Here is a 15,217-nt window from a genome sequence, read left to right as displayed (position 1 = left end):
CTCCTCAGCCCTCGGCCGGGCCCTCCAGCAGGGCGCGCAGCCCCGGCCAGGCGTCCGCGAAGGCCGGGAGGAGGTCGAGGCCCGCGACGTCGTCGACGGGGACCCACCGGACCTCGATGCTCTCGGCGTCGGTCGCGCGCGGCTCGACCGGCGTGCCGTCCACGACCTCCGCGAGGACCGTCGTGTACCGCCACGGGCCGTGGTCCAGCACGCGCTCGCCCACGACGCGCACGGCCGCGGGGTCGATCCCCGCCTCCTCCTCCGCCTCGCGCAGGGCTCCCTGCGCGGCGGTCTCGTCCGGCCCGACGGCGCCCCCCGGCACGCCCCACGTCCCGCCCTGGTCGGACCACGGGGCCCGGTGCTGGAGCACGACGTCGGTCGGCCGCCCGGCGCCGTCGCGCCGGGCGAGGAGCAGCCCGGCCGCCCCGAACAGCCCCCAGTGCCGGCGTCCGCACGCGCACTCGACCCAGCCGTCGCCGGGCTGGAGGTGGCGGGGGAGCCGGGTCGGCGGCTCGTCGGGGTCGCGGGGGGCGGTCGGGATCGTCACGAGCCCCATGCTGCCAGCCCGGTGCCGTGCCCCGCCGCGCGCGGCGGTGCGCCGTCGGCGAATTCCGTGGACCGTGTGGGTGGCGCCCGGCACGATGTCCGGGTGAGCCATACGCCGTACGAGAACACCGACGCCGCACCCGCGGACGCCGTCGACCGTCCCGCCGAGGACGACACGCTCGCCCGGCCCCGGTGGCGCCGGGACACAGCGGTGTTCCTGTCGGGGCAGACGGTGTCCCTGTTCGGCTCGATGCTCGTCCAGTACGCCGTCATGTGGCACCTGACGATCGAGACCAAGTCCGGCTCGGTGCTCGCGCTGAGCACGCTGTTCGGGTTCCTGCCGCAGGCCGTCGTCTCCATCTTCGGCGGCGTGTGGGCGGACCGGGTGAACCGCAAGGTGCTCGTCATCGCCGCCGACGCCACGATCGCCGTGACGACGCTGGCGCTCGCGCTCCTCATGCTCGGCGGGGCCGACGACCTCTGGCTCATCTACGCCGCGCTCGCGGTCCGCTCGACGGGCGCCGGCGTCCAGACCCCGGCCGTCGCGGCGCTGCTCCCGCAGATCGTGCCCACGAGCAGGCTCCTGCGGGTCAACGGCATCAACCAGTCGATCCAGTCCGCGATGATGCTCCTCGCGCCCGCGGTCGCCGCCGCCCTGTACGCGAGCCTGTCCCTGGTCGCCGTGTTCTTCGTCGACGTCGTCACCGCCGTGGTCGGGATCGGGCTCCTCCTGCTCGTGCCCGTCCCGACCCTCGCGCGCGCCGCCCCGGGCGAGCGTGCGGGGTACTTCGACGACCTCGTCGAAGGGTTCCGCTACCTCGGGTCGCACCCGTTCGTCCGGTGGGTGCTGGGCCTCTACGCCGTCGTGTTCCTGCTCATCGTCGCGCCGTCGTACCTCACGCCGCTCATGGTCGCGCGCACCTTCGGCGAGGAGGTCTGGAAGCTCACCGTCAACGAGGTCGCGTTCTCCGTCGGGATGCTCCTCGGGGGCGTGCTGCTCGCGACGTGGGGCGGCCTCAAGAACCGGATCGCGATGATCGTCGGCTCGACGTTCGTCTTCGGCCTGCTGTCGGTCGCGATGGGCGTCTCGACGAACATGTGGGTGTTCTTCGTCTTCATGTTCCTGCTCGGGCTCTCCGTGCCGCCCTTCTCCACGACGTCGATGACCGTGCTCCAGGAGACCGTCGAGCCGGAGCGCCAGGGCCGGGTCTTCGGGTTCGTCGGCATCGTCATGGCGGTCTCGATGCCGCTCGGCATGGTCGTGTTCGGCCCGCTCGCGGACCGCTTCTCCGTCGAGTCGCTGCTCGTGGTCTCCGGGGTCCTCATGTTCGTCGTCGTGACCGTCGCCGTCGCGCTGCCCTCGGGACGGCGGGCGATGCGCGCCGCCGCCCAGCCCGGCTGACGGCAGGCAGACGGCGAGCTCGGCACTCGCGGCCGTGATCGGCAGTCTCTGCTGCCGATCACGACCCCGGGTGCCGAGCTCGGTCGGAGGTACCGATCTCGGGAGGGCCGCGTCTGTCCCGTCAGCCGCCGGAGCGGGACGCGCAGGTCAGTCGACGATCTCGCAGATGGCGGTGCCCGAGCTGACGCTCGCGCCCGCGGTCGCCGAGAGCGAACGGACGGTGCCGGCGCGGTGGGCGAGGAGGGGCTGCTCCATCTTCATCGCCTCGAGCACGACGACGAGGTCGCCCTCGGCGACCTGGGTGCCGTCGGCCACGGCGACCTTGACGATGGTGCCCTGCATGGGCGAGGCGAGCGTCGTGCCCGAGCCGCCGCCGTTGGACTTCGCGGCGCTGCGGCGCGCGGGGCGTCGGGCGGCGTTGGCGGTGCGGGCGCGCCCGGCGGCCATGCCGAGCCCGGCGGGCAGCACGACCTCGAGCCGCTTGCCGCCGACCTCGACGACGACGCGCTCGGTCGCGAGCGGCTCGTCGTCCTCGTCCGCGGGCGCCGCCGGGGCCGGCGCGAGCGTGGCGAGCCGGTCGGCGAACTCGGTCTCGATCCACCGGGTGTGCACGCGGAACGGCTCGTCGTCGGTGGGGACGAACGCCTCGGCGTCGAGCACGGCCCGGTGGAACGGGACGACGGTCGGGATGCCCTCGACCTCGAGCTCGCGCAGGGCGCGGCGGGCGCGCTGGACGGCCTGCTCACGCGTGGCGCCGGTGACGACGAGCTTGGCGATCATCGAGTCGAACGCGCCGGAGATCGTGTCGCCCTCGACGACGCCGGAGTCGACGCGCACGCCCGGCCCGGACGGGAACCGCAGGCGCGTGATGCGCCCCGGGGCGGGGAGGAAGTTGGCCGCCGGGTCCTCGCCGTTGATGCGGAACTCGATCGAGTGGCCGCGCACCTGCGTGGAGGTGTACCCGAGCGGCTCCCCGGCGGCGATGCGCAGCTGCTCGCGCACGAGGTCGATGCCGGTGACCTCCTCGGAGACGGGGTGCTCGACCTGCAGGCGGGTGTTGACCTCGAGGAAGGAGATGGTGCCGTCGGCGCCGACGAGGAACTCGCACGTCCCGGCGCCCACGTACCCGGCCTCCCGGAGGATCGCCTCGGACGCCTTGTACAGCTCGGCCTCCTGCGCGGCGCTGAGGAACGGCGCGGGAGCCTCCTCGACGAGCTTCTGGTGGCGACGCTGGAGCGAGCAGTCGCGCGTGGACACGACGACGACCGTGCCGTGCTCGTCGGCCAGGCACTGGGTCTCGACGTGCCGGGGGGTGTCGAGGTACCGCTCGACGAAGCACTCGCCGCGCCCGAACGCCGCGGTCGCCTCGCGGACGGCGGACTCGTAGAGCTCGTCGATCTCGTCGGTGGTGCGTGCGACCTTGAGGCCGCGGCCGCCGCCGCCGAACGCCGCCTTGATCGCGATGGGCAGCCCGTGCTCGGCCGCGAACGCGTGGACCTCGCTCGCGTCGGCGACCGGGTCGGGCGTGCCGGGCACGAGGGGGGCGCCCGCACGGTGCGCGATGTGGCGGGCGCTGACCTTGTCGCCGAGCGCGTCGATCGCGGCGGGCGGCGGGCCGATCCAGACGAGCCCGGCGTCGAGCACGGCCTGCGCGAACTCGGCGTTCTCGGCGAGGAAGCCGTACCCGGGGTGCACGGCGTCGGCGCCGGAGCGGCGCGCGACGTCGAGGAGCTTCGCGATGTCGAGGTAGGTCTCGGCCGCGCGCGTGCCGCCGAGCGCGAACGCCTCGTCGGCGAGGTGCACGTGCAGGGCCTGGCGGTCGGGGTCGGCGTAGACCGCGACGGACGCGATGCCGGCGTCGGCGCACGCGCGCACGATCCGGACGGCGATCTCGCCACGGTTGGCGACGAGGACCTTGCTCAGGGGGCGGGTGGGGTTCGCGGGCACGGCTCACGGTAACGCGTGCGCACGGCGCGGTTCACGCTCCTGCGCGCGGTACCGGACAAGATTGGAGAACAAGCCAAGCCGCGCCGAGGGCGGTTGTCGGAAACCTCCATAGCGGCCTGTCCCTGGGCTCCGTGAGGTGCGCGGCGTTGTCCGGCCTCGACAACGGGCGCCGCGCAGCACGTCAGGCGCGCAGCGCGTGCCAGGCCACGCCGACCTCGCGCAGGAGCGACCGCACGAGCGGCAGGCTGATCCCGACGACGCCGTGGTGGTCGCCCTCGATCCGCTCGACGTACGGCCCGCCGAGGCCGTCGACCGTGAAGGCGCCGGCCACGTGGAGCGGCTCGCCGGTGGCGACGTACGCGTCGATCTCGTCGTCGGTGAGGTCGGCGAAGTGCACGACGGTCGAGCTCGTCGCGCCGACGGCGGCGGCCGTCCCCCCGGCGTCGGCCGGGCGCAGGTCCACGAGCCAGTGCCCGGTGTGCAGGACGCCGGCACGGCCCCGCATGGCGCGCCAGCGGGCGCGCGCGTCGTCCGCGTCGGCGGGCTTGCCGAGCACGTCGCCGTCGAGCTCGAGCATCGAGTCGCACCCGACGAGCAGCGCGGCGTCGTCCTCCGGCGTCCCTGCGGCGGCCGGGTCGAGCGTGCGCACGACCTCCTCCGCCTTGGCGCGCGCGAGCACGAGCACGGCGTCGACGGGCGCGAGCCCGCCGCGCTCCGCGGCGGCGTCGCGCAGCACGGCGTCCTCGTCGACCCCGGAGACGCGCACGAGCGGGTCGACGCCGGCCGCGCGGAGCGTCGCGAGGCGGGCGGGGGAGCGGGAGGCGAGGAGCAGTCGGAGCACCCGCGCAGACTACCCGGCGCGGCTCGCCGCCCCGGCTACGCGAGGAGCAGCGCGGCGACGAGGAGCACGACGGGCGAGCCGACCGTCGTGACGAGGATCGTGTCGCGCGCGAGGATCTCGCCGCGCCCGAACCGCGCCGCGTAGTTGTAGACGTTCTGCGCGGTGGGCAGCGCGGCGAGCGTCACCGCCGAGGCGACGGCCGCGTCGTCGAGCCCGAGCACGAGCCGGGCGACGAGGAACGCGACCACCGGCATGACGACGAGCTTGGCGGCGCTCGCGACGCCCACGGCCGCGCGCGGCTCGCCGCGCCGCAGCGGGCGCGTGCCGTGCAGCGACATGCCGAACGCGAGCAGGATCATGGGGATCGCGGCCCCGCCGAGGATGTCGAGCGGGGCCATGACCGCGACCGGCGGCGTCCAGCCGCTCACGGAGACGACGGCGCCCGCGAGCGACCCGAGGATGATCGGGTTGCGCACGGGCTGGGCGAGGACGAGCCGCCACGACGCCCGTCCGCTCGTCATCACGTCGAGCACGAGCAGCGTGACGGGCGCGAGCACGAGGAGCTGGAGCAGGATCACCGGCACGACGGCCGTCGCGTCGCCCAGCACGTAGACCGCGACGGGCAGGCCGATGTTGTTCGCGTTCACGTAGCCGGAGCCGACGGCGCCGACCGTCGCCTCGGGGGCGGGCAGCCGCAGCCAGAGCCGGTCGACGACCACGAACACGCCGGCCGTGACGACGGCGGACGTCGCGGCCACCGCGAGGGGCGCCTGGAACAGCGCGGCGACCTCGGCCCGGGCGAGGACGGTGAACAGCAGGGCCGGGCTCGCGACGAAGAACCCGACGCGGTTGAGCGCGGTCCGCGCGTCGGGACCCCCGATGCCCAGGCGCGCGGTGACGTAGCCGGCGGCCACGACGACGGCGATGACGGCGAAGCCGGTGAGGACGGCGCCCACGGGTCAGGACGCCCGGACGCCGGCCGGCCCGGGACGGCGCGCCGCCGTCCCGGGCCGGTCGTGCGCGGGGGTCACGACGAGAGCGCGTCGCGCAGCACGTCGAGGCCCACCGAGCCGAGGTTGAGCGCACGCTCGTGGAACGCCTTCGCGTCGAACTGCTCGCCGCGCGACTGCGCCGCGGCGCGTGCGTCGTCGCGCGTGGCCTCCCACAGGCGCTGCCCGACCTTGTACGACGGCGCCTGCCCCGGCCAGCCGAGGTAGCGGTCGAGCTCGAACCGCACGAACGAGTCGGGCATGTTGACGTTGGCGCGCAGGAACGCGAGCGCCTTGTCGGCGTCCCACGTGCCGCCGCCCCACTCCTGCGGCGCGGGGAGCCCGAGGTGCACGCCGATGTCGAGCACGACGCGCGCGGCACGCATGCGCTGCGCGTCGAGCATGCCGAGGCGGTCGCCGTCGTCGTCGAGGAACCCGAGGTCCGCCATGAGGCGCTCCGCGTACAGGGCCCAGCCCTCGCCGTGGCCCGAGACCCAGCACGCGAGGCGGCGCCACGTGTTGAGCGTCGCGCGCGCGTACACGGCCTGGCCGCACTGCAGGTGGTGACCGGGGACGCCCTCGTGGTAGACGGTCGTCTTCTCGCGCCACGTGTTGAACTCGGTGACGTCCGCGGGGACGGACCACCACATGCGGCCCGGGCGGGAGAAGTCGTCGCTCGGCGGGGTGTAGTAGATCCCGCCGGTCTGCGTCGGCGCGATCATGCACTCGAGGTCGAGCACCGGCGCGGGGATGTCGAAGTGGACGCCGTTCAGCGCGGTGACCGCGGCGTCCGACGTCTCCTGCATCCAGGCCTTGAGCGCGTCCTTGCCGAGCAGCCTGCGGCTCGGGTCGGCGTCCAGCGCCGCGACCGCGTCCTCGACGCTCGCGCCGGGACCGGCGATGCGGCGCGCGATCTCCTCCTGCTCCGCGACGACGCGCGCGAGCTCCTCCAGACCCCACGCGTACGTCTCGTCGAGGTCGACCTCGGCACCGAGGAACGTGCGCGAGAAGAGGGCGTAGCGCTCGCGGCCGACGGCGTCCTCGGCGCGGGCCTGCGGGGCGAGGGTCGTCTCGAGGAAGTCCGCGAGCCGGCCGTACGCCTCGCGCGCGGCGGCGGCGCCGTGCTCGAGCTCCTTGCGCACGAGCGAGCACGCCGAGGAGTCGTCGAGGACGGCGTCGGCCTCGGGACCCGAGACGAAGGTCGTGAAGAAGGAGCCCTGCGGGTCGGCGAGCTCGCGCGACTGCGCCACGCCGATCCGCACCTGGCGGATCGCGGCGACGTTGCCGCGCGAGGCCGCCTCCGCGAGCGACGCCATGTAGCCGTCGATCGCACCGGGAAGGCCGCTGAGGCGGGCCGCGATGTTCTCCCACGCCTCGACGGTGCCCGTCGGCATGATGTCGAAGACGTCGCGCAGCTCCTGCACGGGCGACGCGATGTTGTTGAGGCTCGCGAGCGGCTCGCCGGCCTCGTGCAGCTCGAGCTGCAGGCCGATGCGCTCGCGCATCGCCGCGAGGGTGACGCGGTCGACGTCGTCGACCGGCTCGAGGCCGTCGAGCTCGCGCAGCACCGCGCGGTCGGCCTCGGCGCGCGCCTCGTGCCCGGCGGGGGACAGGTCGGTGACGAGGTGGTCGTAGCCGGACAGGCCCATCGAGGTGGCGGCCAGCGGGTCGAGCTCGGCGACCCGCGTGACGTACGCCTCGGCGACGGCGTCGATCGGCGTGGGGGTGCGGTCGGGGGTCCCGGCGGAGGCGCCGGCGGGGGTGGTGGTGGTGTCGCTCACCCGGACGAGACTACTCGGCGCGGGGCGAGCGCTCCGTGCGAATTTCGGGCTCGTCCGGCCCGTCCACGTCTGCCCCGTCGTCCGCGGCCGGGCCGCCCCCGCGCAGCGCGGCGAGCAGGTCGTCGGCCCAGTCGCGCTGGTAGCGGACGAGCAGCACGCCGGTCGCGTCCTCGTCGTCGGCCGCGTGCCAGACGGCGACCGGGTCGCCCGGGCGCGGGGCCGTCGTGCCCGCGGGCACGACGACGCGCACCGGCCGTGCCGTCGCCACGCCCGATGCCGTCGTGACGACGAGCGTCCCGCGCACGTCGTGCGCACCGGGCTGCGGGTCGTCGGTGGCCGGCGCGGGCACGGTGAGCGTGCCCGTGGCCCGGACGGGGGCGGCGAGCAGCGCGTCGCGACCGCGCGCGAGGCGCGCCGCGGCGCGGTCGTCCTGGTAGCGGACGAGCGCGAGCACGGCCGTCAGCAGCAGGCCGAGGGTCGCGACGACCACGAGCGCCTCCGGCACGGGCCAGCCGCGCGCCGCGCCCGCGCGCTGGTAGACGAGGAGCGCGACCGTCGGCACGAAGGCGACCGCCCAGGCCCAGCGTCGCCACGCGGCGACGGGCGCGACCGGCGGCAGCGCCGTCGGGTCGGCCTCGACGGCGTCGGCCGTCGGAGCCTGCTCGACGAGCACCGCCCGCTCGGGCAGCCGCCGCACGCGCGGGGAGGGGCCGGGCGTCGTCACGAGCGCAGGCTCCAGCGCCAGGAGTCGGCGTTGTGCCGTCCCGAGCGGCCGCCGAAGCTCTTCGCCGTCGCGCCGTCGCCCGTCCCGCGCAGCACGCGCGCGCGGTTGGTCCACTCGTCCACGGGCGCGACGTCGTCGGGCACGTCGCCGGCCGCGGCCGCCGCGGCGAGCCCGGCCACGAGCGCGGCGACCTCGAGCTCGTCCGGGGCGCCGCGCACGACGCGCACGCTCGGGGTGGTGCCCACCGGCTGCTGCTCGCTCACGCGTCGTCCTCGTGCTCGTCCGTGCCGCGGCCCACGCCCCACTCCGGGACGTCGTAGCCCGCCTCGGTGAGGCGCGCCTGCGCCTCGTGGCCCCACGAGTCCAGCAGCCCGACGACGTCGTCCAGGTCCGGCCCGCCGGGGCGCGAGACGACGACGTACTCCAGGGTGAACGTGTCGTCCTCCAGGTCCGCGGGGGAGGCGTCCGCGTCGTCGGCCTCCTCGCCCTCCGTCGGCTCCCACACGGACGACGTGAGGTCGGGGTGGATGCCGAGCGCCTCGTGCAGCACGTCGAAGAGCTGGGCGTTGAGCGCGCCGACGCGCGCCTCGAGCGCGAGGACGCGCGGGTCCTCGTCCGCCTCCGACGCTCCGAACTCGGCGCGCACCCCCACGGCGGTGCCGACGTACTCGTGCAGCGCCGCGGCGAGCGCGTCGACGGCGGCGTGCATCGGTGCCGGGTCGACCGCGCCGAGCGGCGCGGGGCCGTGCGTGGCGTCCTCGTGGCTCATGACCGTCCTTCTCTCGGGCCGCTCGTGCGGCGGGTCGTCGGGTGCGTGCGGTCCGCGGCGCTCACAGGGGGATGTTGCCGTGCTTCTTGGGCGGCAGGCTCGCGCGCTTGGTCCGCAGGGCCCGCAGCGCGCGCACCACCTGCACGCGCGTCTCGGACGGGCGGATCACCGCGTCCACGTAGCCACGCTCCGCGGCGTCCCACGGGTTGACGATCGCGTCCTCGTACTCGGCGACGAGGCGCGCGCGCTCCGCCTCGACGTCGTCGCCCGCGTCGGCCGTCCGCTTGAGCGCCGCGCGCTGCAGGATGTTCACCGCGCCGCCCGCGCCCATGACCGCGACCTGCGCCGTCGGCCACGCGAGGTTGACGTCCGCGCCGAGCTGCTTGGACCCCATGACGATGTAGGCGCCGCCGTACGCCTTGCGCGTGATGACCGTGACGAGCGGGACCGTGGCCTCCGCGTAGGCGTAGATGAGCTTCGCGCCGCGGCGGATGATGCCCTGGTGCTCCTGGTCGACGCCCGGCAGGAAGCCCGGGACGTCCACGAGCGTGAGCACGGGGATGTTGAACGCGTCGCACGTGCGCACGAACCGCGCCGCCTTCTCGGCCGCGTCGATGTCGAGCGTGCCCGCCATCGCGAGCGGCTGGTTCGCGACGACGCCGACCGACTGGCCCTCCACGTGCCCGAAGCCGACCAGCACGTTCTTCGCGAACAGGGGCTGCACCTCGAGGAACGCGCCCTCGTCGAGCACGTGCTCGATCACCGTGCGCATGTCGTACGGCTGCGAGTCCGAGTCCGGGACGAGCGCGTCCAGCTCCTCGTCCTCCTCCGTGACCGCGAGCTCGACGTCGTCGGGCAGGAACGACGGCGCGTCCGACAGGTTGTTCTGCGGCAGGTACGACACGAGGTGGCGCACGTAGTCGATCGCGTCGTCCTCGTCGCTGCCCAGGTAGTGCGCGACGCCCGACTTCTCGTTGTGCGTCAGGCCGCCGCCGAGCTCCTCGAAGCCGACGTCCTCGCCCGTCACGGCGCGGATCACGTCCGGCCCGGTGATGAACATGTTCGACGTCTTGTCGGCCATGACGATGAAGTCCGTGAGGGCGGGGGAGTACACCGCGCCGCCCGCGCTCGGGCCGAGGATGAGCGAGATCTGCGGGATCACGCCCGACGACGCGACGTTGCGGCGGAAGATCTCCGCGAACTGCGTGAGCGCCGCGACGCCCTCCTGGATGCGCGCCCCGCCGCCGTCGGAGATGCCGATGAGCGGCACCCCGGTGCGCAGCGCGAGGTCCTGCACCTTGGTGATCTTCTGCCCGTGGACCTCGCCGAGGCTGCCGCCGAACACCGTGAAGTCCTGCGAGTACACGCACACCTGGCGGCCGTCGATCGTGCCGTGCCCGACGACGACGCCGTCGCCCGCCAGCCGCTTCTTCTCCAGGCCGAAGTTGTGGGAGCGGTGCTTCGCGAACGCGTCGAGCTCGACGAAGCTCCCCTCGTCGAGGAGCGCGTCGATGCGCTCCCGGGCCGTCTTCTTGCCGCGCGCGTGCTGCTTGGTCCGCGCCGCCTCCTCGGGCAGCCCGACCGCCTCCGCGCGACGGCGGTCGAGGTCGGCGAGCTTCGCCGCGGTCCCGGTGAGGCGGGGCGCGTCGGCGCTCTCGGTCGTCGCGGGCGAGGTCGTCGCAGAGTCCGTCACGCACCCGAGCCTAGTTGGAGGATCGCACCCACTCGATGCGGCCGCCGCCAGCACCGCGGGGGCCCGGGTTGGTGGGTCCCCACAACTCGGCCGCTCGCTGGTCGGCCGGTCCCCGCCTCGTGCGGCGCCCGCGCCGTGCGCGAGGATGGCGGGCATGGCGACCGCGCACGACCCCGAGACCCCGTCCGGCGACGAGCGACCCCCGCTGCGGGCCGACTTCCTGCGCGAGCTGCTCGTGGCGCCCGCCGGTCCGCTCGCCCGGCTCGAGGTCGTGCCCGAGTCCGCGTCCACCAACGCGGAGCTCGCGGCCGCCGTCGCGCACGACCCGGCGGCGTGGCCCGCCCCCGCGCTCCTCGTCGCCGAGCACCAGCCCGGGGGCCGCGGCCGGCTCGGCCGCTCGTGGACGACGCCGCCCCGCACCGCCCTGCTCGGCTCCCTCCTGCTGCGGCCCGACGTGCCGCGCGAGGCCCTCAGCTGGCTCCCGCTGCTCGCCGGCCTCGCGACCGCCCGCGCGCTGCGCGCCACCGCCGGCGTCGAGGCCGTCGTCAAGTGGCCCAACGACGTCCTCGTCCCCGACCCCGGCGCGGGCGAGCCCGCACCGCTGCGCAAGGTCGCCGGCATCCTCGCCGAGGTGCTGCCCGACGGCGGGGTCGTCGTCGGCGTCGGCCTCAACGTCGCGCAGCGGCGCGACGAGCTGCCCGTCCCGACCGCCACCTCGCTCGCCCTCGCCGGGGCCGCGACCACCGACCGGGAGGTCGTGCTCGTCGCGCTGCACGAGGCCTTCGGCGAGGTCCTCGCGCGCTGGCAGGACGCCGGGGGCGACGCGCACGCCGCGGGGCTCGACGCCGACTGCGCCGAGGTCAGCGCCACGCTCGGCACGCGCGTGCGCGTCGAGCGCGTCGCGGGCGGGGACGTCGTCGGGCTCGCGACCGGGCTCGCCCCCGACGGCGGCCTCGAGGTGCGCCTCGACGACGGCACGGCGACCGTCCACCACAGCGGCGACGTGCACCACCTGCGCCCCCACGCCTGACCGGCCCCACACCTGACCCGCCCCCGGACGGCCCCTCGAGATCGACGGTCCGCGGCCCGATCGGCGGTCGTGCGTGCCGATCTCGCGTGCGCCCGCCGACGTCGACGAGCCCGGCCGAGGAATAGGATCGCCGGGTGCCAGTGGACCCGGAGAACGAGCTCGCCCCCGCACCGTCCGCGACGACCGCGGAGGACGGCGCGCCGACCACCGAGGCCGAGGCGACCGAGGCGGTGCTCGACGAGGCGCTCCTCGGCGGACCCCGCACCCTGACCGTCGAACGGCTCGCCGAGCGGGCCGGCGTCGACGAGGACCGCGTCCGCGCCTACTGGCAGGCGCTCGGCCTCCCGCTCACCGAGGGCGAGGAGCACGCCTTCACCGAGCGCGACGCGCAGGCGCTCGCGGACGTGTTCGCGTTCGCCGAGCAGGAGCAGCTCGACCAGCGCGCGCTCACGACGCTCATCCGCTCGACGGGGCACACGACCGAGCGCCTCGTGCTGTGGCAGGTCGAGGCGCTCGTCGAGCACCTCACGCGGCGGTTCGACCTCGACGACACGAGCGCGCGCCTGCTCGTGCTCGACCGGCTGCCCGAGCTCGCGCCCGTCCTCGAGGAGCAGCTCCTGCACGCGTGGCGGCGCCAGCTCGCGGCCGTCGCCGGGAGGTTCGCGGTCGAGTTCTCCGACGCCCGCGCGACCGCGGTCGACGAGCACGAGCTCCCGCTGCCGCGCGCGGTCGGGTTCGCGGACATCGTGTCCTTCACGCAGCGCACGCGCGGCCTCGGCTCGAGCGAGCTCGCCGAGTTCGTGCAGCTCTTCGAGACGAGCGCGCGCGACGTCATCACCGCCGCGGGCGGGCGCGTCGTCAAGACGATCGGCGACGCGGTGCTCTACGTGGCCGACGACGTCGCGACCGGCGCGCGCGTCGCGCTCGGCCTGGCCGCGGCGGGCGGCCGCGAGGAGGACGTCGACGTGCCGCCCGTGCGCGTGAGCCTCGTGTGGGGCCGCGTGCTGTCCCGGTTCGGCGACGTGTTCGGCCCGAGCGTCAACCTCGCGGCGCGCCTCGTCGACATCGCCGACCCGACGACGGTGCTCGTCGACCGCGAGACCGCGGGCCTGCTCGCCGGCGACCAGCGGTTCGCGCTCACGGCGCAGCCCGAGACGGAGGTGCAGGGCCTCGGCACGATCGAGCCCGTGCGCCTCCAGTGGGCCTACCGCGGCTGACCGGCTGCGTCGGGCGCGCGGCCGCCGACGTCCGCGCGGCAGGACAGGGCCCGGTCAGACCGCCTCGAGGAGCCCCGGGCCGTCGTTCGTCACCGAGTTGACGAGGGTCGAGATCTCGCGCGCGACCATGGGGACGTCGTCGTGCGGGCCGCCGAGCCCGAGGAGGTCGGCGGCGCCCCGCGCGTCGACCGCCGGGTCGAGCCACGCGTCCCAGGCTTCGGACGGCAGGGCGAGCGGCATGCGGTCGTGGATCTCGGCGAGGTAGGGCGCCGCGTCGGTCGTGATGATGGTCGTCGAGACGAGCCAGCGGTCCGGGTCGTCGTCCGCCTTGGTGCGGTCGCGCCAGAACTCGTAGAGCCCCGCGAACGCGGCGCTGCGCCCGTCGCCGGGCGCGATCCAGTACGGCTGCTTGGGGACCTTGCTCCGGCGCGCCGGCGCGCCCGCGGACCCGGCGGGGGACGCGCCGTCGGGCAGGACGCGCCACTCGTAGTAGCCGTCGGCGGGCACGAGGCACCGGCGCACGCCGAACGGCTTGGCGAACGCCGGCTTGTCGAGGATCGACTCCGCCCGCGCGTTGATCATCCGCGCGCCGCCCTTCGGGTCCGTCGACCACGACGGCACGAGGCCCCAGCGCGCGAGCCGCAGAGAGCGGCGCACCTCGCCCGTGTCCTTCGCGGCGCGCTCGACGACGATCCGCACCGGGTCCGTCGGCGCGAGGTTCCACGACGGCGGGAGGAGGCGCGCGTCGTCGGCCACGTCGGCGATCGCGAACTCGTCCGCGAGGTCCTGGGCGTCCCGGAAGGAGGCATAGCGTCCGCACATGCCTCCAGGGTGCCGCACGCCACCCACGCTCGCGCCGGGCCGGCGGGCGGGCGCCCGGGGAGGGCCGCCGGGCTGCGCGCGCGACGGCCGGGCCCGTACCAAGGGAGAGCAGGGTCACGCCCGGGAGCCCGGTCCGCACGTGATCGAATCGTTACGATAGGAGTCATGCCACCCTCCTCGGTCGACCCCGCCGTGCCCCGACCGAGATCGTCCGCCCGCTGGGTCCTGCTCCTCGGCGCGCTCGCCACGCTGCCCGCGCTCACGGTGGACATGTACCTCCCGCTCCTGCCCGAGGTGGGCGCCGAGCTCGGTGCGCCCGACTCCCTCGCGCAGCTCACGCTGTCCGGCATGCTCCTCGGCGGCGCCGTCGGGCAGCTCGTCATCGGGCCGCTCTCCGACCGCTACGGCCGTCGTCTGCCCGTGCTCGTCGGGCTCTCGCTGCACGTCGTCACGTCGATCCTGTGCGCGTTCGCGCCCAACATCGGCATCCTCGTCGGCCTGCGCGTGCTCCAGGGGTTCTTCAACGCGTCCGCGTCCGTCGTCGCGATCGCCGCCATCCGCGACCGGTTCACCGGGTCCGAGGCCGCGCGCGTCCTGTCGCGGCTCATGCTCGTCATCGGGCTCGCGCCGCTCCTCGCGCCCTCCATCGGGTCGTTCATCGGCGCGCACGCCACCTGGCGGGCGGTCTTCTGGGTCCTCGCGCTCGGCGGCGTCGTGCTCGGCGCGATCGTCCTGTTCTTCATGCCCGAGTCCCTGCCGCTCGAGCGCCGTCGCCCCGCCGGGGCGCGCACCGTCCTGCGCGGGTACGCGGGTCTCCTGCGCGACCGGCACTTCGTCGCGCTCGCCGTGCTCCCCGGTCTCGGGCAGGCCGTGCTCATGAGCTACGTCGTCGGCTCACCCTTCGTCCTGCAGGAGGGGTACGGGCTCAGCCACGGGCAGTTCGCGCTCCTGTTCGCCGTGAACGGCATCGGGCTCGTGCTGTCGGCGCAGGCGAACGCCGCGCTCGTCCGCCGCGTCGCGCCCGTGCGGCTGCTCCGGACGGCGCTCGTGGTGCAGGGCGTGTTCGCCGTCGGCCTCCTCGTGGTCGCCCTGACGGGGGCGGGCGGCATCGTCGGGATCGTCGCCGCGCTGTTCCTCGTCCTGTCCATGCAGGGCCTCATCCCCGCGAACGCCTCCGCGCTCGCGCTCACGCGGCACGGCGAGATCGCCGGCACCGCCGCCGCGGTCATCGGCGCGTTCCAGGCCGGCGTCGCCGGGCTCGTGAGCCCGCTCGTCGGCGTCCTCGGCGGCGACGCCGTCGCGATGTCCACCGTCATGCTCGGGGCGGTCGTCGCCTCGATCCTCGTGCTCGCGCTCGCCACGCCCGCGTTCCGCCGCGGGGGCTGGCACACGCCCGTCTGACCCGGTCTTCGCCGCCCTTTCACACGTCCTCCCGCTGGTCCGGCGCACGCATTCG

General features: G+C 75.3%; 14 protein-coding genes. 4 read left to right on the top strand and 10 right to left on the bottom strand.

The window, feature by feature from the left end; translation table 11 throughout:
* Window positions 1–4: 4 nt before the first annotated feature.
* The gene (locus B9L22_RS18725) at window positions 5–541 is read right to left on the bottom strand and encodes an NUDIX domain-containing protein (RefSeq protein WP_369824882.1); all 537 of its coding nucleotides are present in this window, start codon (window positions 539–541) and stop codon (window positions 5–7) included.
* Between the two features lie 108 nt (window positions 542–649).
* Between B9L22_RS18725 and B9L22_RS18720 the strand changes: the two genes are divergently transcribed.
* Window positions 650–1,948, top strand: coding sequence for an MFS transporter (locus B9L22_RS18720; protein WP_369824878.1), 1,299 nt, complete (start codon window positions 650–652; stop codon window positions 1,946–1,948).
* A gap of 147 nt (window positions 1,949–2,095) precedes the next feature.
* Here the strand turns inward: B9L22_RS18720 and B9L22_RS18715 are convergent, their stop codons facing one another.
* The 8 genes from B9L22_RS18715 to B9L22_RS18680 form a co-directional block, all read right to left on the bottom strand.
* A complete protein-coding gene (locus tag B9L22_RS18715) occupies window positions 2,096–3,895 on the bottom strand; it encodes a biotin carboxylase N-terminal domain-containing protein (RefSeq protein ID WP_233140235.1) in 1,800 nt (599 codons plus the stop codon).
* Window positions 3,896–4,076: 181 nt separating this feature from the next.
* Window positions 4,077–4,736, bottom strand: coding sequence for a nucleoside triphosphate pyrophosphatase (locus tag B9L22_RS18710; RefSeq protein WP_086151479.1), 660 nt, complete (start codon window positions 4,734–4,736; stop codon window positions 4,077–4,079).
* Window positions 4,737–4,771: 35 nt separating this feature from the next.
* Window positions 4,772–5,692 carry an AEC family transporter gene (locus B9L22_RS18705; RefSeq protein WP_086151478.1) on the bottom strand — a complete coding sequence of 307 codons (921 nt, stop codon included), beginning with the start codon at window positions 5,690–5,692 and terminating at the stop codon, window positions 4,772–4,774.
* Between the two features lie 71 nt (window positions 5,693–5,763).
* On the bottom strand, window positions 5,764–7,506 hold the full coding sequence (locus B9L22_RS18700) for a DUF885 domain-containing protein (RefSeq protein ID WP_086151477.1): 1,743 nt from the start codon (window positions 7,504–7,506) through the stop codon (window positions 5,764–5,766).
* A gap of 10 nt (window positions 7,507–7,516) precedes the next feature.
* Window positions 7,517–8,230 (bottom strand): hypothetical protein, encoded by a 714-nt coding sequence (locus tag B9L22_RS18695; RefSeq protein ID WP_086151476.1) that lies wholly within the window; start codon window positions 8,228–8,230, stop codon window positions 7,517–7,519.
* Window positions 8,227–8,493, bottom strand: a complete 267-nt coding sequence (locus tag B9L22_RS18690; protein ID WP_233140234.1) for an acyl-CoA carboxylase epsilon subunit — start codon at window positions 8,491–8,493, stop codon at window positions 8,227–8,229. Before B9L22_RS18690 ends, B9L22_RS18695 begins: the two co-directional genes overlap by 4 nt.
* A complete protein-coding gene (locus B9L22_RS18685; RefSeq protein WP_085388243.1) occupies window positions 8,490–8,999 on the bottom strand; it encodes a hypothetical protein in 510 nt (169 codons plus the stop codon). The genes B9L22_RS18690 and B9L22_RS18685 overlap by 4 nt, the downstream gene beginning before the upstream one ends.
* Window positions 9,000–9,060: 61 nt before the next feature.
* Entirely contained in the window at window positions 9,061–10,692 is a 1,632-nt protein-coding gene (locus B9L22_RS18680; protein ID WP_085388242.1) for an acyl-CoA carboxylase subunit beta, read from the bottom strand.
* A 154-nt stretch (window positions 10,693–10,846) separates the two neighbouring features.
* On the opposite strand from B9L22_RS18680, the gene B9L22_RS18675 reads away from it, so the two are divergent.
* On the top strand, window positions 10,847–11,722 hold the full coding sequence (locus B9L22_RS18675) for a biotin--[acetyl-CoA-carboxylase] ligase (protein ID WP_086151475.1): 876 nt from the start codon (window positions 10,847–10,849) through the stop codon (window positions 11,720–11,722).
* 134 nt (window positions 11,723–11,856) lie between these two features.
* Window positions 11,857–12,939, top strand: coding sequence for an adenylate/guanylate cyclase domain-containing protein (locus B9L22_RS18670; protein ID WP_369824877.1), 1,083 nt, complete (start codon window positions 11,857–11,859; stop codon window positions 12,937–12,939).
* A gap of 54 nt (window positions 12,940–12,993) precedes the next feature.
* On the opposite strand, the gene B9L22_RS18665 is transcribed toward B9L22_RS18670, so the two are convergent.
* Window positions 12,994–13,761 carry an SOS response-associated peptidase gene (locus B9L22_RS18665; protein WP_086151474.1) on the bottom strand — a complete coding sequence of 256 codons (768 nt, stop codon included), beginning with the start codon at window positions 13,759–13,761 and terminating at the stop codon, window positions 12,994–12,996.
* Between the two features lie 165 nt (window positions 13,762–13,926).
* Between B9L22_RS18665 and B9L22_RS18660 the strand changes: the two genes are divergently transcribed.
* Entirely contained in the window at window positions 13,927–15,162 is a 1,236-nt protein-coding gene (locus B9L22_RS18660; protein WP_086151473.1) for a multidrug effflux MFS transporter, read from the top strand.
* Window positions 15,163–15,217 lie beyond the last annotated feature (55 nt).

The organism is Cellulosimicrobium sp. KWT-B (genome assembly GCF_002127155.1).
GTDB lineage: Bacteria > Actinomycetota > Actinomycetes > Actinomycetales > Cellulomonadaceae > Cellulosimicrobium > Cellulosimicrobium funkei.
The sequence above is the reverse complement of the archived record's forward strand: the minus strand, read 5'-3'. Positions and strand labels throughout refer to the sequence as shown.

What these genes read in the sequence shown, in the direction of transcription:
- B9L22_RS18685 (WP_085388243.1), bottom strand. Translation starts at nt 8,999, where the DNA reads ATGAGCCACGAGGACGCCACGCACGGCCCCGCGCCGCTCGGCGCGGTC.
- B9L22_RS18675 (WP_086151475.1), top strand. Translation starts at nt 10,847, where the DNA reads ATGGCGACCGCGCACGACCCCGAGACCCCGTCCGGCGACGAGCGACCC.
- B9L22_RS18665 (WP_086151474.1), bottom strand. Translation starts at nt 13,761, where the DNA reads ATGTGCGGACGCTATGCCTCCTTCCGGGACGCCCAGGACCTCGCGGAC.
- B9L22_RS18660 (WP_086151473.1), top strand. Translation starts at nt 13,927, where the DNA reads ATGCCACCCTCCTCGGTCGACCCCGCCGTGCCCCGACCGAGATCGTCC.